Genomic DNA, 18,835 nt, shown 5'->3' with positions numbered 1-18,835 from the left:
CGGCCCGGTTCACACCGTCGGGATCGTCAGCGTCTCGGTGTCGGGGTAGGGGCTGGGGTCTCGGTGCCGCAGGTCGGGGAAGGCTCTGACGAACACCACCGAGACGATGACGCCGCAGACCGCGAACAGGGTAGCTGCGAGGTAGGCGCCCTGCGCCCCGCCGGTGCTGTCGACGAGGAATCCGGCGACGGCGGATCCGGCGGCCGCGCCGATCAACTGCCCCGTCCCGGCCCAGCCGAACGCTTCGGCAGTCTCGGAGAACTTCACGCTCGCGGTGGTGATCGCGAACAGGACGGCGAGGGCCGGCGCGATGCCGATCCCCGCGATGAGCAGGGTTCCGCCGAGCCAGAACGCGTTCAGCATGACCATGGTCAGGGACAGGCCGACGGCGACGATGACGAGGCGGCGGGCCATCGCCCAGGGGCCGATGGGGATGTGACCGAACGACAGGCCCCCGATCAGGCTGCCGATCGAGAACACGGCCAGGACCAGGCCAGCCTCGAGACTGCCGTGCTCGAACGTCGCGACGACGCCGACCTCCACTGCGGAGCACGCGCCGATCAGCAGGAAACCGATCGTCGTCGCCAGCAGCACCGGCGGCTTGAGCACGACGCGTCCGAAGGCGCGGCGGCTGCGCGGGATGCGGACCCGGCCGACCTCGGGGGAGGCGATGAACCATCCGCACCCGACGACGAGGAACGCGGCGACCAGCAGCAGACCCTGGGTGGTGCCGACCTGCGTGGAGACCAGGGTGATCACCACGGGGGCGAGGATCCAGATGATCTCCTGCAGCGAGGCATCCAGCGAGAACAGCGGCGTCAGCTGCGAGGAGTTGACGAGCTTGGGATAGATGGTGCGCACCGCCGACTGGACCGGCGGGGTGGACAGGCCGGCGACGAGGCCGAAGGCCATGTACCCGGGGAGCGTCAGCGGCAGCAGGGCCAGGCAGAGCACCGCGGCGACGCACACCGCGGCCGTGAGGGTGAGCACGCGCCGCATGCCCCAGGCGCCCATCCAGCGGCTGGTGACGGGTCCCGCCACCGCTTGTCCGACCGACGTCGCGGCGAGGACCAGGCCCGCCGCGCCGTACGATCCGGTCTGCTGCTCGACGTGCAGCAGGATGGCCAGCGAGGCCATGCCGTTGGGGAAGCGCGCGGTGAGCTGGGCAGCGATCATGCGCCCCACGCCAGGCGTGCGAAGAAGGTCCCGATATCCCGCCACCAGCCAACGATATCCGACACGCCGCGACACGCCGGGGCGCCCTCTCCACAGAAAATCGGATGTCGGTGACCCGGCGTAGCGTGCGGGCTGTGGACGGATTCCGATCCGCCCTCGGAGACCCGCGAGATCTCGCGGTTCGCTGGGGTCGGCGAGGGCCTCTGAACTGTGGATGGATGCGTGGAGAACCTGTGCTGAAGCCGTGGAGAACGGTGGAAAACTACAGAGATGTAACTACTACCCCTTGTGGTCGCATCCAATGTCCGTCCCTATATGTAGTATTGAAGTCCCGGCGGGGGGTCTGTCCGGGAAGACAAGGATTTGAGGGGAAGAGATGTCGATCACCGTCTACACCAAGCCTTCGTGCGTGCAGTGCAACGCCACCTATCGGGCGCTCGACGCCAAGGGCATCGAGTACGAGATCCACGACCTCTCCGAGGACGCCGACGCGCTCGAGCAGGTCAAGGCCCTTGGCTACCTGCAGGCTCCGGTCGTCGTCACCGACGAGGACCACTGGTCGGGCTTCCGTCCCGACAAGATCGACGAACTGGCCTCCCGGCTGGCATGAGGTGATGACCGTGAGCGCCGTCGCTACCGCCGCGCCGCTCCTGGTCTACTTCTCGAGCGTCTCGGGGAACACCGCCCGCTTCATCGACAAGCTGGGCCTCCCCGCCCGCCGCATCCCGCTGCACCGCCAGGACGAGCCTCTCGTCATCGACGAGCCGTTCGTCCTGGTCACCCCCACCTACGGGGGCGGGCAGGGGAGCGGCGAGGAGAAGGGGGCCGTCCCGAAGCAGGTCATCCGGTTCCTCAACGACGAGCGCAACCGCAGCCTGATCCGGGGAGTGATCTCCGCGGGCAACACGAATTTCGGCGAGGCGTTCTGCCTCGCGGGCGAGATCATCAGCCGGAAGTGCCGCGTGCCGCACTTGTACCGGTTCGAACTCTTCGGCACGCAGGATGACGTCGATCGCGTGAGCGACGGATTGGAACGATGGTGGACAGCACAGTGACGGAGACGGTGGCGTTCAAGGCGAACCCGGCATACGAGGGGCTCGACTATCACGCCCTCAACGCGATGCTGAATCTCTACGACGCGAACGGAAAGATCCAGTTCGACGCCGACAAGCGCGCGGCGCGGGAGTACTTCCTGCAGCACGTGAACCAGAACACGGTGTTCTTCCACTCCCTGAAGGAGCGCCTGGACTACCTGGTCGAGAAGGAGTACTACGAGCCCGCTGTCATCGAGAAGTACTCGTTCGACTTCATCACGAAGCTCAACGAGTTCGCCTACGGCAAGAAGTTCCGCTTCGAGACCTTCCTCGGTGCGTTCAAGTACTACACCAGCTACACGCTGAAGACCTTCGACGGCAAGCGCTACCTGGAGCGCTTCGAGGACCGCGTCGTGATGACCGCCCTCGCGCTCGCCGACGGCGACGAGAAGCTCGCGACCTCGCTGGTCGACGAGATCATCTCCGGCCGGTTCCAGCCGGCCACCCCGACGTTCCTCAACGCGGGCAAGGCGCAGCGCGGCGAGCTCGTCAGCTGCTTCCTGCTGCGCATCGAGGACAACATGGAGTCGATCGCCCGCGGCATCAACTCCGCCCTGCAACTCTCGAAGCGCGGCGGCGGCGTGGCGCTGCTGCTCAGCAACATCCGCGAGTCGGGTGCGCCGATCAAGCAGATCGAGAACCAGTCCTCGGGCATCATCCCCGTCATGAAGCTGCTCGAAGACAGCTTCAGCTACGCCAACCAGCTCGGCGCGCGTCAGGGCGCCGGTGCCGTCTACCTCAACGCGCACCACCCCGACATCATGCGGTTCCTCGACACGAAGCGCGAGAACGCCGACGAGAAGATCCGCATCAAGACCCTGTCGCTGGGCGTCGTCGTGCCGGACATCACGTTCGAGCTGGCCAAGAACGGCGAGGACATGTACCTCTTCTCGCCGTACGACGTCGAGCGCGTCTACGGCGTGCCCTTCGGCGACATCTCGGTCACCGAGAAGTACCGCGAGATGGTCGACGACCCGCGCATCAAGAAGACGAAGATCAACGCGCGCGAGTTCTTCCAGACCCTCGCCGAGATCCAGTTCGAGTCGGGCTACCCGTACATCATGTTCGAGGACACGGTGAACAAGGCCAACCCGATCAAGGGCCGGATCAACATGTCCAACCTGTGCAGCGAGATCCTGCAGGTGAACACGCCGACCACCTACAACGAGGACCTCTCGTACGAGCAGATCGGCAAGGACATCTCCTGCAACCTCGGCTCGATGAACATCGCGCTGGCGATGGACGCCGACGACCTGGGCAAGACCGTCGAGACGGCCATCCGGGCGCTCACCGCGGTCAGCAACCAGAGCCACATCGGCTCGGTGCGCTCGATCGAGGACGGCAACGATCGCTCGCACGCGATCGGCCTCGGGCAGATGAACCTGCACGGCTACCTCGCCCGCGAGCGCGTGTTCTACGGCTCGGAAGAGGGCCTGGACTTCACCAACATCTACTTCTACACGGTGCTGTTCCACGCGCTGCGGGCCTCGAACGAGCTCGCGATCGAGCGCGGCGTCGCCTTCGACGGCTTCGAGGACTCGACCTACGCATCGGGCGAGTTCTTCGACAAGTACATCGACCAGGCGTGGGTGCCCGCGACCGAGAAGGTCAAGGAGCTGTTCGCCGGCAAGCACATCCCCACGCAGGAGGACTGGGCGGCGCTGAAGGACTCGATCCAGAAGCACGGCATCTACAACCAGAACCTGCAGGCGGTGCCGCCGACCGGCTCGATCTCCTACATCAACAACTCGACCTCGTCGATCCACCCGATCGCCTCGAAGATCGAGATCCGCAAGGAGGGCAAGCTCGGCCGCGTGTACTACCCGGCGCCGTTCATGACGAACGACAACCTGGAGTACTACCAGGACGCGTACGAGATCGGCTACGAGAAGGTCATCGACACCTACGCGGCCGCCACCCAGCACGTCGACCAGGGCCTGTCGCTGACGCTGTTCTTCAAGGACACCGCCACCACGCGCGACATCAACAAGGCTCAGATCTACGCCTGGCGCAAGGGCATCAAGACGATCTACTACATCCGGCTGCGCCAGATGGCACTCGAGGGCACCGACATGACCGAGTGCGTCAGCTGCATGCTGTGACCCTTCGACAGGCTCAGGGACCCAGGATTAAGGAACAAGAATGACCCCCTCTCCGAAGCTTCAGCTGGTCAGTCACGTCGACGCGATCAACTGGAACCGCATCGAGGACGACAAGGACCTCGAGGTGTGGAACCGTCTCACCGGCAACTTCTGGCTGCCCGAGAAGGTGCCGCTGTCGAACGACGTCCAGTCGTGGAACACGCTGACCGCCGATGAGCAGCTGCTCACGATGCGCGTGTTCACCGGTCTCACGCTGCTCGACACGATTCAGGGCACCGTCGGCGCCGTCTCGCTGATCCCGGACGCGATCACCCCGCACGAGGAGGCGGTGTACACCAACATCGCCTTCATGGAGTCGGTGCACGCCAAGAGCTACTCCTCGATCTTCTCGACGCTCGCGTCGACCAAGGAGATCGACGAGGCGTTCCGCTGGTCGACCGAGAACCAGAATCTGCAGAAGAAGGCGCAGATCATCCTGGACTACTACCGCGGTGACGACCCGCTGAAGCGCAAGGTCGCCTCCACGCTGCTGGAGTCGTTCCTGTTCTACTCCGGCTTCTACCTGCCGATCTACTGGTCGTCGAAGGCGAAGCTGACGAACACGGCCGACCTGATCCGCCTCATCATCCGCGACGAGGCCGTGCACGGCTACTACATCGGGTACAAGTACCAGAAGGGCCTCGAGCAGGAGACCCAGGAGCGTCGCGACGAGCTGAAGGACTACACCTTCTCGCTGCTGTACGAGCTCTACGACAACGAGGTGCAGTACACGCAGGACCTCTACGACGGCGTCGGACTGACCGAGGACGTCAAGAAGTTCCTGCACTACAACGCCAACAAGGCGCTGATGAACCTCGGCTATGAGGCGATGTTCCCGTCCACCGTCACGAACGTGAACCCGGCGATCCTCTCGGCTCTGTCGCCGAACGCCGACGAGAACCACGACTTCTTCAGCGGTTCGGGCTCGTCGTACGTCATCGGCAAGGCCGAGGCCACCGAGGACGACGACTGGGACTTCTGAGTCTGCGGCGTGACACATGTGAGGGGCGGATGCTGCGGCATCCGCCCCTCCTTCGCGTCAGTGTGACGCGCGGGCGAGCCAACCGCTGAGTTCCGCCGCGAGAGCGACGGGTTGGTCGAGCTGGACGAGATGGCCGGCGCCATCGATCAGCGCCAGCGAGGCGTGCGGGATCGCGGACCGCAGACGATGAGCCCTGTCCACCGGGATCCAGGTGTCCTCCGTTCCCCAGACGATGTGCACCGGCTCGGTGATCTCGCCGTAGCGAGGCTCGACCTCCTGCGTGAACTGTTCGTCGGCCTGCGCGATCTGCCGGTAGAACGCCTGCTGGCCTGAGGGGTCGAGCCACGGGGTCGTGAGCATCCGCAGCTCGTCGGCGCGCAGTTCGCGATTGCTCGCGCCGCGCACATACGCCTCCACCGCCGCCCGGTGGATGTCGGGCGGCAGCTGAGCGAACACATCCGCGTTCTCCTTCACGAGCGTGAAGAACGGCGATCCCCACGGCGACAGCGCGACGACATCCACCAGGCACAGCGAGCGGTACTCCGCGCCGTGCAGCAGCCGGGTTCGAAGGGCGACGGCACCGCCGAAGTCATGCGCGACCACATGCGGCCTGTCGAGCCCCCAATGCCGCAGCAGATCGGCGAACAGCTCGCCCTGGACCCCCAGATCCACCGGGTGCTCCGCGGCCTTCGACGATCGTCCGTATCCGGGCATGTCCCAGAGGTACACCGTGAATCGCTGCGCGAGCGCGGCAGCATACGGGCGCCACAGCGCCGAGGACCAGGGGGTCCCGTGCAGGACGATGAGAGACGGCCCCTCGCCCATGCGCTCCCAGAAGACCTCTCGTCCCCGCCAGTGGAACACGTCGTTCGCATCGCCAGTGGTGCTCATCCCGGCATCCTCGCAGCAAGCACGGACACCGACCGGAGCGGCGGTATCGTGCATGCAGGCACCGCCGCTGCGGTCAGGGGGAGATCGCCGAGAGGCTCGTGACTGTGGCCGGCACGTCCGTGTCGAGTTGCACCAGCATGAGCGCGTCCACGACGGCCCCCGCGACCGCTCATCGAGAGCGGTTCACGGCGGCGCTTCAGCGTCAGATGCGGGAGTGCTCGCCCAAGCGGTGCCAGGTGCGGTTGTGGTAGACCAGCGCGTCACCGGGCACTCCGGGTTCGACGTCACGCTCGATGTGCGACTGCAGCGCGTGCGCGGCGAACACCGTGGCCGTTCCGGTGTCCATGCGATTGACGACTGCGCAGCGCACCCAGGCGCGCACGTCGTGATAGACCGGCTCCCCGGTGATCAGGCGCGACCAGCGGTGCGTCTCGGCGAAGCGATCGACGCCGCTGCTCGCGCCGAGCTCCGCCACCCCGAGGTCGTGGGCGTCGAGAAGGTGCACGACGACGGTCTCGGCACGCGCGAGCACGTCGGATGCCGACGACAGCGCCGAGATCGAGAAGATCAGCAGCGGCGGGTCGGCGCTCACGGATGACACCGACGTCGCCGTCAGCGCGACGGGTCCGTCGCCGGCGTCCGCCGTGATGACGGCGACACCCCCTGGGTGCCCGCGGAAGAGCGCTTTGAGCTCGCCCGGTGACAGCGAGGCCGAGAAGCCATGCTCCCGCGTCTCGATCTGCGCGACGGCGCTCAACGGGCCAGCTCCTCACGAACGAGGTTCGTGCCGGCGCTGAGCGCGGTCAACTTCGCGGATGCGACGTTCCGGGGGAACGGCGCCATGCCGCAGTTCGTGCTGGGGACGAGCTTGTCCGCATCGACGAACTCGAGCGCGCGGCGGAGGGTGTCGGCGACCTCCTCCGGGGTCTCGATCGTCTCGCTCGCCACGTCGATGGCGCCGAGCATGACCTTCTTGCCGCGGAGGAGCTCGATGAGCTCGATCGGGACGTGGGAGTGCTGGCATTCCAGCGAGACGATGTCGATGCCCGACTGCTGCAGCAACGGGAACGTCTCCTCGTACTGCCGCCACTGCGACCCGAGGGTCGCCTTCCAGTCGTTGTTCGCCTTGATCCCGTAGCCGTAGCAGATGTGCACGGCGGTCTCCGCGCGCAGTCCCTCTGTCGCACGCTCCAGCGCCGCAATGCCCCAGTCCTGCACCTCGTCGAAGAAGACGTTGAACGCGGGCTCGTCGAACTGGATGATGTCCACGCCGGCCGCCTCGAGCTCTCTCGCCTCCTGGTTGAGGATCGTCGCGAACTCCCATGCCAGCTTCTCGCGGCTCTGGTAGTGGGCGTCGTAGAGGGTGTCGACCATCGTCATCGGCCCGGGCAGGGCCCACTTGATCGGGCGATCGGTGGTCGCGCGCAGCAGCTTCGCGTCATCGACGAACACCGGCTGCTCGCGTCGCACGGCGCCGACCACGGTCGGCACGCTCGCGTCGTAGCGATCGCGGATGCGCACGGTCTCACGTCGTTCGAAATCGACCCCGCTGAGATGCTCGATGAACGTCGTGACGAAGTGCTGGCGGGTCTGCTCCCCGTCGCTGATGATGTCGATGCCGTTGCGGGTCTGCTCCTGGACGGCGATGCGCAGCGCATCCCGCTTGCCCTCGAGCAGTTCGTCTCCCTCGAGCTTCCACGGGGACCACAGGGTCTCGGGCTGCGCGAGCCACGACGGCTTCGGCAGGCTGCCGACGATCGATGTGGGCAGGAGCGTCTGCATGATCGAAGATCCTCCGGTGGTCATGCGACTCGAGCGGGGCGCTTGGCGGCCCAGTGCTCCAGGACGCTTCGGTGGGGCTTGATGAAGTGCTCCTCGGTGTACTTGCCCTGCGTGATCGCGAGCTGACTGCGCTCGACGCGGTCGTACGCGATCTGGGTCCGTGAGTAGTCCTGCGATTCCAGGCTCGGCCGGTAGACCGATGCGGCGGCCGAGTTCGCGTTGTAGATCTCCGGGCGATAGATCTTCTGGAACGTCTCCATCGTGCTGATCGTGCTGATGAGCTGCAGGTTCGAGTAGTCGCCCAGCAGATCGCCACGGAAGTAGAACGCGAGCGGCGCCACGCTGCCGCGCGGCATGAAGTACCGCGCCTGCAGGCCCATCTTCCCGAAGTACTCATCGGTCAGTGAGGAGGCGTCCTGCACGTACTCGTCGCCGAGCACCGGGTGATGGTTTCCCGTGCGGCGGTAGGTCTTGCTCGTCGAGACGCTGATGCAGATCACCGGCAACTGCGGGAAGCGCTCCTGGTAGGCGGCCGAGTCGAGGAAGTGCTGGAACAGTTTCCCGTGCAGGTCGCCGAAATCGGCGGGGACGGCGGGGCCGGTCGGGCCGACGCCGGCCGCCGGCAGCACCACGCTGAAGTCGAAGTCCCGCACGAAGGACGAGAAGTTGTTGCCCACGATACCGTGGTGGCGGATGCCGGTGTGCCGGTCGACGACGTGGGTGTCGAGGACCTCGATGAGCGGGAACTGCCGATCCGCGCCTTCCGCCGCGAAGCTCAGCTGCGCTGAGATGATCTCGAGCTCGACCTCGTAGCGGTCCTGGTTCGGGTTGTCCCAGTGCGCGAGGTCGTTGAACCGGTTGTTGATCATCGTGAGCGTGTTGCGGAGGTTCTGCTGACGATTCTCTCCTCGGGCCAGGTTGGCGAAGTTCGTGGTGATCCGGGAGTTCTCCGACGGGCTGTAGTCCTCGTCGAAGCGGGTGGTGGTGATGCTGAAGGTGAAGTCGTCCGCCATGATGGCCAATCCGGTGTGAGGGGCCGCGATCGGCCTCTGGAAGCAGTGCCTCCATCGTGCAGGAGCACGTCAGATATCGGGTAACTCGTACTGGCTATGCATTCATATAGTGTCTTCCTATGCCTAACGCATCGAGTGGTCTGACCCTGCAACAGTTGCGGTACTTCATCGAGGTCGCGGCCGAGGGGTCGATCTCGGGCGCCGCCGACGTGCTCTACGTCGCTCAACCGACCATGTCGGCGGCGATGAAGGATCTCGAGGCCCGAGTGGGCCGTCCCCTCCTCGTCCGCTCCGCCCGTGGGATCACGCTCACCGACGACGGTGCGGAGTTCCTCGGGTACGCACGACAGGTCGTCGAACAGGTGGAACTCCTCGAGCAGCGCTACCTCGGCAGGCCACCGTCACGGCGCCTGCTCGGGGTGTCGGCGCAGCACTACTCCTTCGCCGTGGACGCCCTCGTCCGGATGGTCAAGGCCACGGAAGCGGCCCAGTACGAGTTCTCGCTGCGAGAGACGCGCACCTGGGACATCATCGAGGACGTCCGGACTCTCCGCAGTGAGGTCGGCATCCTCTACCGGAACGACTTCAACCGCAGAGTGATCGACAAGCTGCTCCGGGACGCGGGAATGGCGTTCCACCCCCTCTTCCTCGCCAGCCCGCACATCTTCATCGCCCGGAACAACCCGCTGTCCGCTCAGGCGCGCGTCACACTCGCCGATCTCGAGGATCTGCCGCGGCTCACATTCGATCAGGGGGCGAACAACTCGTTCTACTTCGCCGAGGAGATCCTCTCCACCCTGTCGAGCAAGCAGGAGATCCGCGTCGCCGACCGTGCGACCATCTTCAACCTCATGATCGGGGTCGGCGGCTACACGATCTCGACGGGCATCATCAGCGACGAGCTCGATCCGGAGATCGTCGCCATCCCGCTCGACGTCGACGAACGCATCGAGATCGGTTGGATCGGGCATGCGGCGATCCCGCTCACGGAGCTGGCGCAGCGCTATCTCGATGAGGTGCGAGCCGTCGTCGCCGGTTTCGGCGTGGAGGTGCTCGGCTGATCGGTGCGCTCGGCCGCCCGGCAGGGACGCCGATCGCTGGTGCCGGGGAAAGCACGAGCGGTGAGACGAGAGGGGGCGGATGCTGCGCACGCAGCGTCCGCTCCCTTCCGGTCAGCGGGAGATCGCGGCGAGGCTCGTGACTGTGGCCGACACGGCGTCGGCGAGCTCGCGGCCCTTCACGGCGAAGTGACGCGTGAAGTACTCGCGGTGTTCGGCGTGCTCGTGGAACTGGTGCGGCGTGAGCACCGCGGAGAACACCGGCACGTCTGTGTCGAGCTGCACCCGCATGAACGCGTCCACGACGGTCGCGGCGACGAAGTCGTGGCGGTAGATGCCGCCGTCGACCACGAGCGCACTCGTCGCGATGGCGTCGTAACGACCGGTCTCAGCGAGGCGCTTGGTGTGCAGCGGGATCTCGAACGCGCCGGGGACCCTGTGCACGTCGACCTCGTCGAAGCCGAGCTCGGTCAGTCGTTCGAGAAAGGCGGAGACCGCCTGTTCGACGATCTCGGCGTGCCACTGCGCGGCGACGATGGCGATTCTGGGCATGGTGGACTGCTCCTTCTGTCCTCTCTCATCCGGACTGTGACCGTCGGCTCCGGATTCGCACCGGATCAACGGTCCCCACCATGGGGACCGTTCGCGGGCTCGCGCGGACTGGCCGCGACACCGCCGGTGGGGACTCTCACCCCGCCCTGAGGACAGGTCGACGCTACCACCGGGATGGCTGCTTCAGAGACGGCTGGGGCGGGAATACACGCCTGTCAAGCCCCTACTGATCGGTGGAACGGCGCGGGAGTCTGACAGGACGCGGCAGCCGCCCGCGGAAACGGAGGACACCACCATGAGCATCGGAACCGGCATCGTGCTGTTCGTCATCGGCGCGATCCTCGTCTACGCGCTGAACGTGCAGGTCGACTGGATCGACCTCGATCTGGTCGGCTACATCCTGATGGGCGCGGGCGCAGTCGTCTTCATCATCGGCATCGTGATGCTGATGCGTCGCCGCCGCACAGACACGATCACGCGCACCAGCACGGATGCGAGCACCGGCGAACCCGTCACCCATCGTTCGACGCGCGCCAGCAACGACGAACTGCCGTGACAGAGGCGGTGAGGACGGACGCCGCGGCATCCGTCCTCACAAGTCACGCTTGGGCGCTGTAGTCCGGGATCTGCTGCAGGGTCCAGGTGTTGCCGTCGGGGTCGTCGAAGGTGACGAACCGGCCCCAGGGCTGCTCGTCCACGCCAGAGGCTTCGACCCCGAGGCCGCGCAGGTGGGCGAGAGCCTCGTCGGCGTCGGGCACGACCACCTGGATGCTGTTCTGCTGTCCCGGCTCGAGGCCACTGCCCAGTCCGGTGCCGAACGCGATCGAGCAGGCCGATCCGGGCGGGGTCATCTGCACGAAGCGCAGCTCGTCGTTCACCTGGTGGTCGTGATCGGGGTTGAAGCCGATCTTCACGTAGAACTCCTTCGCCCGGTCCACATCGGTCACCGGCACGTGGATCAGCTCGATCTTCCAGTCCATGTCGCACGCTCCTCCGCGGCGGCAGTCCGTCTCCCGCCGGTTCCACACTAAGGACGGCCTCCGACATCCGACAGCGGATGTCGGAGGCCGAGAGGATGCTGGCGGGCATGGACTCTCTACGACTCCGGCCCTGGTCGGCAGGCGACCTCTGTCTGCTGCAGGCGGCGAACACCCCGGAGATGACGGCGCATCTGAACGGGCCCGAGACCGAGCAGCAGGTGATCGATCGGCACGCCAAATACCTTCGCCTGTGGCAGGAGGGCACGGCGAGAACCTTCGTGATCGTCGACGACCAGGGGCATCCGCTCGGCTCGATCGCGCACTGGGGTGCCGAGTGGCGCGACCAGCCGGTCCGTGAGGCCGGGTGGTTCGTGCTTCCCGAGGCGCAGGGGCGCGGTGTGTCCTCCCGGGCGATCGAGCTGCTGATCGAGGATGCGCGCGCGCACCGCGGCGGCGCGCGGTACCTGACGGCGTACCCCTCCGTGGACAACGTCGCGTCGAACGGGGTCTGCCGGCACGGCGGCTTCGAGCTGATGGGCACGAAGACGGATGAGTTCCGCGGCGCCGAGCTGACCTTCAACGAGTGGGTGCTCGAGCTGGTCGGTGCGGAATCGACCTAGGGTGATCCCCTCATTACGCACCGACAGGCGCGGGAATAGACTCGCCGCGAGGGGCGCCGTCCGTGTGCCCGAGTCGCCGTGGCGCGTCGCGCTGGGCCGGCGTGCGGATCCAGAGGCCCCGGATCGGGGATCATCATGTTCGAGAACCTCATGGCCACCGCCGTGCTCCCGGCGAAGGACATCGACCGCGCCAGGCGCTGGTGGCACGACGTACTGGGTCGCGACCCGGTCTACGCCGATGCGGAATCGACCAATCTGTTCTACGCCGTCGGCGGCACCATGGTGCTGGTCTACGCGACAGCCTATGCCGGGACCGCCCAGAACACCGCGTTCAACTTCGTGTCCGACGATCTCGATCGCGACGTGGCCGCGCTGCGTGAACGTGGCGTCGAGTTCCATGACTACGATCTGCCGGGCCTGAAGACCGTCGACGGGATCGCCGATCTCGGGGGACTCCGCAGCGCGTGGTTCAGCGACAGCGAGGACAACATCATGGCGATCGGCGAGCCGTCTCCGGAGATGCGCGAACTCACCGAGGCGATGCGCGTGGCATCCGCAGGTTGAGTCATGGTCGGTCGTGCCGCGGCCCCGGCGCGACAGGGCGGGATGAAGGACCCTCGTCGGGCCGACCGACGTGACCGATGGGCTCCTAGAGTCCCCGATGCGCGGCCCAGCGCGCACCGGCGGCACTCGCCGCACCGGTGATCAGCGCGTCGACCTCGGGGGAGTGCCGCACGGCGAACGACACGTAGGCGCCCCGGCCGCCGGCGACCGGCCTTCCGTACGCCTTCGCCGCCAGAGACCCGTCCGGCAGCAGCCGCACGGTGATCGACTGCAGCTCGAAGCGCTCGCCGCGGCGCTCGTCCTCCCAGCGCAGCTCATGCGGGATGCTGACGTTCAGCGCGAGCGCGCCGATCTCGATGCCGTCGTCCATGATCTCGACGCTACTGCACGGCGCCCGCGGCGACGGTGCGGGGTCAGGCCCGGTGCGCGCGGTAGTAGTCCAGGAGCGCCTGGGTGGAAGCATCCTGCGCGGCGACGGCCTCGGCGTCGCCCTCGATCGCGGGAGCGATCTGCAGGGCGAGCTGCTTGCCCAGCTCGACACCCCACTGATCGAACGAGTTGATGCCCCAGATCGTGCCCTGTGTGAAGGTGATGTGCTCGTAGAGCGCGATCAGCTGGCCAAGCACGGCCGGCGTCAGCGCAGGCGCGAAGATCGACGTCGTCGGACGGTTGCCGCTGAAGGTGCGGGCCGCCACCAGTGCGCCGGTCGTGCCCTCGGCCTCGACCTCCTCCGCGGTCTTGCCGAACGCGAGCGCCTTGGTCTGCGCGAGGAAGTTCGCCAGGAACAGGCCGTGCACATCGCGTCCGTCGTCCTTGAGCGGGTAGGCCGGATTCACGAAGGCGATGAAGTCTGCGGGGATGATCTGCGTTCCCTGGTGGATCAGCTGGTAGAACGCGTGCTGTCCGTTCGTGCCCGGCTCGCCCCAGAACACCTCACCGGTGCCGGTCGTGACCGGCGAGCCGTCCCAGCGCACCGACTTGCCATTGGACTCCATGGTGAGCTGCTGCAGGTAGGCGGGGAAGCGGCTCAGCTGCTGCGCGTAAGGAAGCACCGCGTGCGACTGCGCACCGAGGAAGTTCACGTACCAGACGTTCAGCAGCCCCATCAGCACCGGCACGTTGCGGTCCAGCGGTGTCGTCCGCACATGCTCGTCGACGGCGTGGAAACCGGCGAGCAGCTCACGGAACGCTTCCGGTCCCAGTGTGATCGCGAGTGACAGGCCGATCGCCGAGTCGACCGAGTAGCGCCCGCCGACCCAGTCCCAGAACCCGAAGGCGTTGGCGGGATCGATGCCGAACGCGGCGACCTTGTCGAGTGCGGTGGACACGGCGACGAAGTGGTGCGCGACGGCGTCCTGCCGGCTCGCGTCGTCGCCTCCGATGGCACCGGATGCCACGAGCCCGGCCCACAGCCAGTCACGCGCGAGGCGCGCGTTGGTGAGGGTCTCGAGCGTGGTGAAGGTCTTCGAGGCGACGATGAACAGCGTCGTCTCCGGGTCGAGGTCCGCGGTCTTCTGCGCGAGGTCGGTGGGGTCGATGTTCGAGACGAACCTCGCCTGGATTCCGGCATCCGCATACGGCTTGAGCGCCTCGTAGACCATCACCGGGCCGAGGTCGGACCCGCCGATGCCGATGTTCACGACGTGCGTGACCTTCTTGCCCGTGACGCCGAGCCAGTCGCCGGAGCGCACCCGGTCTGCGAACGCGGACAGTGCCTCGAGCACCTCGTGCACGTCGGCGTCGACGTCCTGCCCGTCGACGACCAGCGTCTGATCGGCGTCGGCAGGGCGGCGCAGCGCGGTGTGCAGCACTGCGCGATCCTCGGTGGTGTTGATGTGGGCGCCCTCGAGCATCTGCGCGTAGCGCTCCGCGACCCCGGTCTGCTCGGCGAGCCGCACGAGCGCCGCGCGAATCTCATCGGTCACCAGGTTCTTCGACAGGTCGACGTGCAGGTCGGCCAGATCGAGGGTGAGCTTCTCGACGCGCTGCGGGTCGGCGTCGAACCAGCCGCGCAGGTCGGGCGAGAGGTCCTTCTGCAGAGAGGTGAGGTCCGCCCAGGCGGAGGTGCGCGTCGGGTCGATCGGAGCGTTCATGCCCCTCACGCTAGCGCGGCTCGTGACCCTCGGCGGCAACGTTGCGGAGTAGCGTTGCAGTCATGAAGACTGTGCCGTTCGGATCCGAGACCGCTCCCGCGATCATCGCCGGGATGATGCGCATCCCCGACAAGACCGATGCCGAGGTGCGCGAGCTCTACGACACCGCTCGCCAGGCAGGGGTGGACTTCTTCGACCACGCCGACATCTACGGCGGCGCGATGCACGTGTGCGAGGACCGCTTCGCATCGGCACTGAACCTCAGCGCCGCAGAGCGCAGCGAGATCGTGATCCAGACCAAGGCCGGCATCGTGCCGGAGCACCAGATGTTCGACTTCTCGTACGAGCACCTCATCGCGCAGGTCGAGGGGTCGCTGAAGGCGCTGCGCACCGACTACATCGACGTCCTGCTGCTGCACCGGCCGGACGCCCTCGTCGAGCCGGAGGAGGTCGCCCGCGCATTCGACGAGCTCAGCGCATCGGGCAAGGTGCGTGCCTTCGGCGTCTCGAACCACACGCCGCGGCAGATCGACCTGCTGCGCACCGCGGTCACCCAGCCGTTGATCGCCAACCAGTTGCAGCTGTCGATCACGCACTCGCCGATCATCGCCCAGGGGCTTTCCGCGAACATGCACGGCGCCGACCAGAGCGTCGTCCTCGACGGCGGCGGCATCGTGGAGTACTGCCGCATCAACGGCATCACGATCCAGGCATGGTCGCCGTTCCAGGCCGGATTCTTCAACGGCGTCTTCCTGGACAACCCCGACTACCCCGAGCTGAATGCCGTGCTGAACCGGCTGGCCGCGAAGTACGACGTCACACCGCTCGGCATCGCCACCGCATGGATCACGCGGCACCCGGCGAAGATGCAGGTCGTGCTCGGCACGACCACCCCGCAGCGGGTCGCGGATGCCGCGGCCGGCGCCGACATCGAACTGTCCAGGCCGGAGTGGTACGAGCTGTTCCGCACTGCGGGACACATCGTGCCATGACCCCGATCATCAGCGCGGAAGAGCTCCGCGCACTGCGAGAAGGCGGCGCCGAGGTGCGCGTCCTCGACGCCCGGTGGAAGCTCGGCCGCGACGACGGTCGCGAGCAGTATCTCGCCGGGCACATCCCGGGTGCCGTGTTCGTGGATGTCGAGGGCGAGCTCTCCCGTCATGCCGATCCACGCGAGGGGCGGCATCCGCTGCCCGCAGACGACGCCTTCGCCGCCGCCGTGCGGCGCTGGGGCGTGCGCCCCGGCATTCCGGTCGTCGTCTACGATGACGCGGGGATGCTGGCATCGTCGCGCCTGTGGTGGGCGCTGCGGCGTGCCGGCTTCGCCGAGGTTCGCGTGCTCGACGGCGGCTGGCGGGCCTGGCTCGCCGCCGGCGGAGAGGCGCAGACTGAGGAGGACCCGGTCGAGGCCAGCGACACAGAGGCGGACGCCCCGGGCGCAGCCGGCACGATCGACACCGCCGGTGCCGCGGCCTGGCCTGAGACCGGCGTGCTCGTCGACGTGCGCGCCGCTGAGCGCTATCGCGGTGAGACTGAGCCGCTCGATCCCGTCGCCGGGCACGTCCCGGGCGCGGTGAACCTTCCGATCGCGCAGCTGCTCACCGAGGACGGTCGGTTCCGGCCCGTCGCCGACATCGCCGAGGCCTTCGACCAGGTCGGTGCGACGGCGGATATGCCGGTGGCGGCATATTGCGGATCAGGCATCACTGCGGCGCAGTTCGCCCTCGCCGGAGCGCTGATAGACCGCAACGTGACGGTCTACCCGGGGTCGTGGAGTGCCTGGTCCAACAGGCCGGAGCTCCCCGTCGCCACAGGTCCGCAGCCCGACGGCGCGGCCTAGACTGAGGGCATGCCGCTGTTCTCGCTCCTCATCGTCGCTCTGACGGTCGTGGCGCTGATCGACATCATCACCCGCGACGACACGCAGGTGAAGCACATGCCCAAACTCGTGTGGATCCTGCTGGTGGTGTTCCTGCCTCTGATCGGCGGCATCCTGTGGTTCGCGGTGGGGCGGGAGTTTCCCGAGGGCGGCATCCGGCTGGGGCGGGAGCGGCCCGCGAAGCCGTCGCCGCGCGAGGCGTCGGCGCCCGCGGCACCTGTGCATCCGGTGGACACTCGTAGCACCGAGCAGCAGATCGCCGACCTCGACCGCGAGATCGAGGAGTGGCGGCTGCGGGACGAGATCGCCAGGCGCAAGAAGGATCAGTCGGGCGAAGAGGCCTGAACGGGGTCAGCCGGCGACGATCTCGCGGTCGTAGGCCTCCCGCACCGCGCCTTCGAGGGTCGGGTACCGGAACACGTAGCCGGCCTCGGTGAGCTTCTCCGGCAGCACCCACCTGCTCTTGAGGATCAGTTCGGTCTCGGTGCGGATGCCGATCGCGCCGAGCTCCAGCATCCATCGGGGCATCGGCGGGCCGAACCGCACGCCGAGCACCCGGCGCACGGTGGCCATGAACTCGGCGTTGTCGACAGGGTTCGGCGACGCCGCGTTGACCGGTCCCTCCAGCTCGGGGTGCGCCTCGAGGAAGTCGATGATGCCGACGACGTCGTCGACGTGCACCCAGCTGAAGCGTTGCCGCCCCATTCGCGCGCCGGGGAAGTGCCCGGCGCCCGCCTCGCGGCGTCTGCGGCCCACCGGCCACCGGCCGTCGTGCTGTGCGCCGCCGAGGCCGATGGTGGCGAGACGGCGCAGGGGGCCGAGCACGCCGCCGTCTCCGAGGACGATCGCGCTGCGCAGCGCGACGCGACGGGTCGCCGGCAGCGGATCGGCGAAGAGCGCGCCCTCCCACGCCTTGGCCACCTCCACGGAGAATCCCGTGCCGAGCTCTCCGGTCGACTCCGTCATGGGCCGGTCCTCGGAGTGACGATAGATCGTCGCGGTGGACGAATTCACCCACAGCGACGGCGGGACGGCGGCGCGGGCGATCGCCGCACTGAGCGCGGCTGTCGTGTCGAGTCGCGAGGAGAAGATCTCCGCCCGGTTCTCAGGTGTGTAGCGGCAGTTCACGCTCTTGCCGGCGAGGCCGATCACCAGGGCGGCGCCGTCGACCGCCTCGTCGATGCCGGCCTGGTCAGCCCAGTTCAGATCTGAGCCGGTGCGGGAGACCGTGACGACCTCGCGGCCGGCGGCACGGTGATGCGCCACGAGATGCTGGCCCATGAAACCGGAGGATCCTCCGATCACGACTCTGCCACCGGTCATCGTTCGTCCTCCTCGATGCGATATGTGAACGTCCCGCCGTACTCGTAGACACGGCCGATCAGCGGGAGGTCGATCGTGACGTCCACCCGCTGCGCCTCGGTCGCGGAGTCGCGCGCCTCGCGCAGTCGCACGACGGGGGAGAGGACGCCGGGGATCCACACCCTCAGCCTGCCCAGCCGCAGGCCGACGGCTCTGCTCCGCAGCAGCACCGCGCCGTCGGCGACGCGTGTGTCGAAGGCTGCGCTCACTGTCGCCGGTGCGCCGAGGCTGTCGACGAGCCGCCCGTTCGGGGTCAGGCCAACGGAGTCGTGCATCGTCCAATCGCCGCCCGGCAGCCGCAGGGTGCGCTTCGCGACGGCACGTCCGGCGACGACGCGGTTCTCGACCCGCAACGGGATGCCGGTGTGCCAGCCCGCGACAAGGACGCCCAGGCGCTGCAGTGGGCGCAGGAATGGCACGAGCCATCGGCGCCGTGTGCCGATCCGTTCGAAGTTGCCCTCGCCGATGCCCACCCGACCGGGTGCGACCCCGGAGAAGTACGACTGCAGCGAGGGATGCAGCTGGTGCAGCTGAGATCCCAATGCGCGTGCATACGGGGATGCGGAGAACTCCATGACGTTACCCTACCGCCAGAATTGAACGTGTTCAAAACAGCATCTCCGACCTGTTCTCGATGGGGCAGAAATT

General features: G+C 67.2%; 21 protein-coding genes, 1 pseudogene and 1 riboswitch. Of the genes and pseudogenes, 11 read left to right on the top strand and 11 right to left on the bottom strand.

Features of this window, described 5'->3' with window-relative positions:
* Positions 1 to 9: 9 nt before the first annotated feature.
* Positions 10 to 1,176: an MFS transporter gene (locus tag GON06_RS03370; protein ID WP_157310867.1), complete on the bottom strand. Its 1,167-nt coding sequence runs from the start codon at positions 1,174 to 1,176 to the stop codon at positions 10 to 12.
* A 376-nt stretch (positions 1,177 to 1,552) separates the two neighbouring features.
* Here GON06_RS03370 and nrdH point away from each other — a divergent pair, with 376 nt between their 5' ends.
* From nrdH to nrdF, 4 genes are read left to right on the top strand one after another with little or no spacing between them, the layout of a single operon-like run.
* Positions 1,553 to 1,786 carry a glutaredoxin-like protein NrdH gene (gene nrdH, locus GON06_RS03365; protein WP_116243155.1) on the top strand — a complete coding sequence of 78 codons (234 nt, stop codon included), beginning with the start codon at positions 1,553 to 1,555 and terminating at the stop codon, positions 1,784 to 1,786.
* 4 nt (positions 1,787 to 1,790) lie between these two features.
* Entirely contained in the window at positions 1,791 to 2,231 is a 441-nt protein-coding gene (gene nrdI / locus GON06_RS03360; RefSeq protein ID WP_157310866.1) for a class Ib ribonucleoside-diphosphate reductase assembly flavoprotein NrdI, read from the top strand.
* Positions 2,213 to 4,372 carry a class 1b ribonucleoside-diphosphate reductase subunit alpha gene (nrdE, locus tag GON06_RS03355; RefSeq protein WP_157310865.1) on the top strand — a complete coding sequence of 720 codons (2,160 nt, stop codon included), beginning with the start codon at positions 2,213 to 2,215 and terminating at the stop codon, positions 4,370 to 4,372. Before nrdI ends, nrdE begins: the two co-directional genes overlap by 19 nt.
* 40 nt (positions 4,373 to 4,412) lie before the next feature.
* Complete coding sequence (gene nrdF, locus GON06_RS03350) at positions 4,413 to 5,393, top strand: class 1b ribonucleoside-diphosphate reductase subunit beta (protein ID WP_157310864.1); 981 nt, start codon at positions 4,413 to 4,415, stop codon at positions 5,391 to 5,393.
* Between the two features lie 57 nt (positions 5,394 to 5,450).
* Here the strand turns inward: nrdF and GON06_RS03345 are convergent, their stop codons facing one another.
* From GON06_RS03345 to GON06_RS03330, 4 genes are all read right to left on the bottom strand, one after another.
* Positions 5,451 to 6,284, bottom strand: coding sequence for an alpha/beta fold hydrolase (locus GON06_RS03345; RefSeq protein WP_157310863.1), 834 nt, complete (start codon positions 6,282 to 6,284; stop codon positions 5,451 to 5,453).
* A gap of 202 nt (positions 6,285 to 6,486) precedes the next feature.
* Positions 6,487 to 7,041 carry a flavin reductase family protein gene (locus GON06_RS03340; protein ID WP_157310862.1) on the bottom strand — a complete coding sequence of 185 codons (555 nt, stop codon included), beginning with the start codon at positions 7,039 to 7,041 and terminating at the stop codon, positions 6,487 to 6,489.
* Positions 7,038 to 8,066, bottom strand: coding sequence for a methionine synthase (locus GON06_RS03335; RefSeq protein WP_157310861.1), 1,029 nt, complete (start codon positions 8,064 to 8,066; stop codon positions 7,038 to 7,040). Before GON06_RS03335 ends, GON06_RS03340 begins: the two co-directional genes overlap by 4 nt.
* Before the next feature lie 20 nt (positions 8,067 to 8,086).
* The gene (locus GON06_RS03330; RefSeq protein WP_157310860.1) at positions 8,087 to 9,079 is read right to left on the bottom strand and encodes a DUF1852 domain-containing protein; all 993 of its coding nucleotides are present in this window, start codon (positions 9,077 to 9,079) and stop codon (positions 8,087 to 8,089) included.
* Positions 9,080 to 9,198: 119 nt separating this feature from the next.
* Here GON06_RS03330 and GON06_RS03325 point away from each other — a divergent pair, with 119 nt between their 5' ends.
* Complete coding sequence (locus GON06_RS03325) at positions 9,199 to 10,140, top strand: LysR family transcriptional regulator (protein WP_157310859.1); 942 nt, start codon at positions 9,199 to 9,201, stop codon at positions 10,138 to 10,140.
* A 111-nt stretch (positions 10,141 to 10,251) separates the two neighbouring features.
* Here GON06_RS03325 and GON06_RS03320 read toward each other — a convergent pair.
* A pseudogene (locus tag GON06_RS03320) lies at positions 10,252 to 10,695 on the bottom strand (6,7-dimethyl-8-ribityllumazine synthase); the annotation flags it as partial.
* A gap of 7 nt (positions 10,696 to 10,702) precedes the next feature.
* Positions 10,703 to 10,847: riboswitch (FMN riboswitch) on the bottom strand.
* A 137-nt stretch (positions 10,848 to 10,984) separates the two neighbouring features.
* Between GON06_RS03320 and GON06_RS03315 the strand changes: the two are divergent.
* Positions 10,985 to 11,245, top strand: coding sequence for a DUF6458 family protein (locus GON06_RS03315; RefSeq protein ID WP_157310857.1), 261 nt, complete (start codon positions 10,985 to 10,987; stop codon positions 11,243 to 11,245).
* 43 nt (positions 11,246 to 11,288) lie between these two features.
* Here GON06_RS03315 and GON06_RS03310 read toward each other — a convergent pair whose 3' ends face one another.
* Positions 11,289 to 11,669 (bottom strand): VOC family protein, encoded by a 381-nt coding sequence (locus GON06_RS03310; RefSeq protein WP_157310856.1) that lies wholly within the window; start codon positions 11,667 to 11,669, stop codon positions 11,289 to 11,291.
* A 107-nt stretch (positions 11,670 to 11,776) separates the two neighbouring features.
* Between GON06_RS03310 and GON06_RS03305 the strand changes: the two genes are divergently transcribed.
* The gene (locus GON06_RS03305; RefSeq protein ID WP_157310855.1) at positions 11,777 to 12,289 is read left to right on the top strand and encodes a GNAT family N-acetyltransferase; all 513 of its coding nucleotides are present in this window, start codon (positions 11,777 to 11,779) and stop codon (positions 12,287 to 12,289) included.
* 135 nt (positions 12,290 to 12,424) lie between these two features.
* A complete protein-coding gene (locus GON06_RS03300; protein ID WP_157310854.1) occupies positions 12,425 to 12,853 on the top strand; it encodes a VOC family protein in 429 nt (142 codons plus the stop codon).
* A gap of 85 nt (positions 12,854 to 12,938) precedes the next feature.
* On the opposite strand, the gene GON06_RS03295 is transcribed toward GON06_RS03300, so the two are convergent.
* Both GON06_RS03295 and pgi read right to left on the bottom strand, forming a co-directional pair.
* Positions 12,939 to 13,223: a hypothetical protein gene (locus GON06_RS03295; RefSeq protein ID WP_157310853.1), complete on the bottom strand. Its 285-nt coding sequence runs from the start codon at positions 13,221 to 13,223 to the stop codon at positions 12,939 to 12,941.
* Between the two features lie 43 nt (positions 13,224 to 13,266).
* A complete protein-coding gene (pgi, locus tag GON06_RS03290) occupies positions 13,267 to 14,946 on the bottom strand; it encodes a glucose-6-phosphate isomerase (RefSeq protein ID WP_157310852.1) in 1,680 nt (559 codons plus the stop codon).
* Between the two features lie 62 nt (positions 14,947 to 15,008).
* Between pgi and GON06_RS03285 the strand changes: the two genes are divergently transcribed.
* Genes GON06_RS03285 through GON06_RS03275 form a run of 3 tightly spaced genes read left to right on the top strand, consistent with a single transcriptional unit; the run spans position 15,009 to position 17,170 of the window.
* Positions 15,009 to 15,938: an aldo/keto reductase gene (locus GON06_RS03285; protein WP_157310851.1), complete on the top strand. Its 930-nt coding sequence runs from the start codon at positions 15,009 to 15,011 to the stop codon at positions 15,936 to 15,938.
* Complete coding sequence (locus tag GON06_RS03280) at positions 15,935 to 16,786, top strand: sulfurtransferase (protein WP_157310850.1); 852 nt, start codon at positions 15,935 to 15,937, stop codon at positions 16,784 to 16,786. The genes GON06_RS03285 and GON06_RS03280 overlap by 4 nt, the downstream gene beginning before the upstream one ends.
* Positions 16,787 to 16,795: 9 nt before the next feature.
* Positions 16,796 to 17,170 (top strand): PLD nuclease N-terminal domain-containing protein, encoded by a 375-nt coding sequence (locus GON06_RS03275; RefSeq protein ID WP_157310849.1) that lies wholly within the window; start codon positions 16,796 to 16,798, stop codon positions 17,168 to 17,170.
* A 6-nt stretch (positions 17,171 to 17,176) separates the two neighbouring features.
* Here the strand turns inward: GON06_RS03275 and GON06_RS03270 are convergent, their stop codons facing one another.
* Together GON06_RS03270 and GON06_RS03265 are read right to left on the bottom strand one after the other, a co-directional pair.
* Complete coding sequence (locus GON06_RS03270; protein WP_157310848.1) at positions 17,177 to 18,148, bottom strand: epimerase; 972 nt, start codon at positions 18,146 to 18,148, stop codon at positions 17,177 to 17,179.
* Complete coding sequence (locus GON06_RS03265) at positions 18,145 to 18,762, bottom strand: DUF4166 domain-containing protein (RefSeq protein ID WP_157310847.1); 618 nt, start codon at positions 18,760 to 18,762, stop codon at positions 18,145 to 18,147. Before GON06_RS03265 ends, GON06_RS03270 begins: the two co-directional genes overlap by 4 nt.
* Between the last annotated feature and the right edge of the window lie 73 nt (positions 18,763 to 18,835).

The sequence above is a fragment of the Microbacterium sp. MAH-37 genome, assembly GCF_009758255.1.
GTDB lineage: Bacteria > Actinomycetota > Actinomycetes > Actinomycetales > Microbacteriaceae > Microbacterium.
Note: the sequence above shows the minus strand (reverse complement) of the source record. Positions and strands in the feature narration are given on the sequence as shown.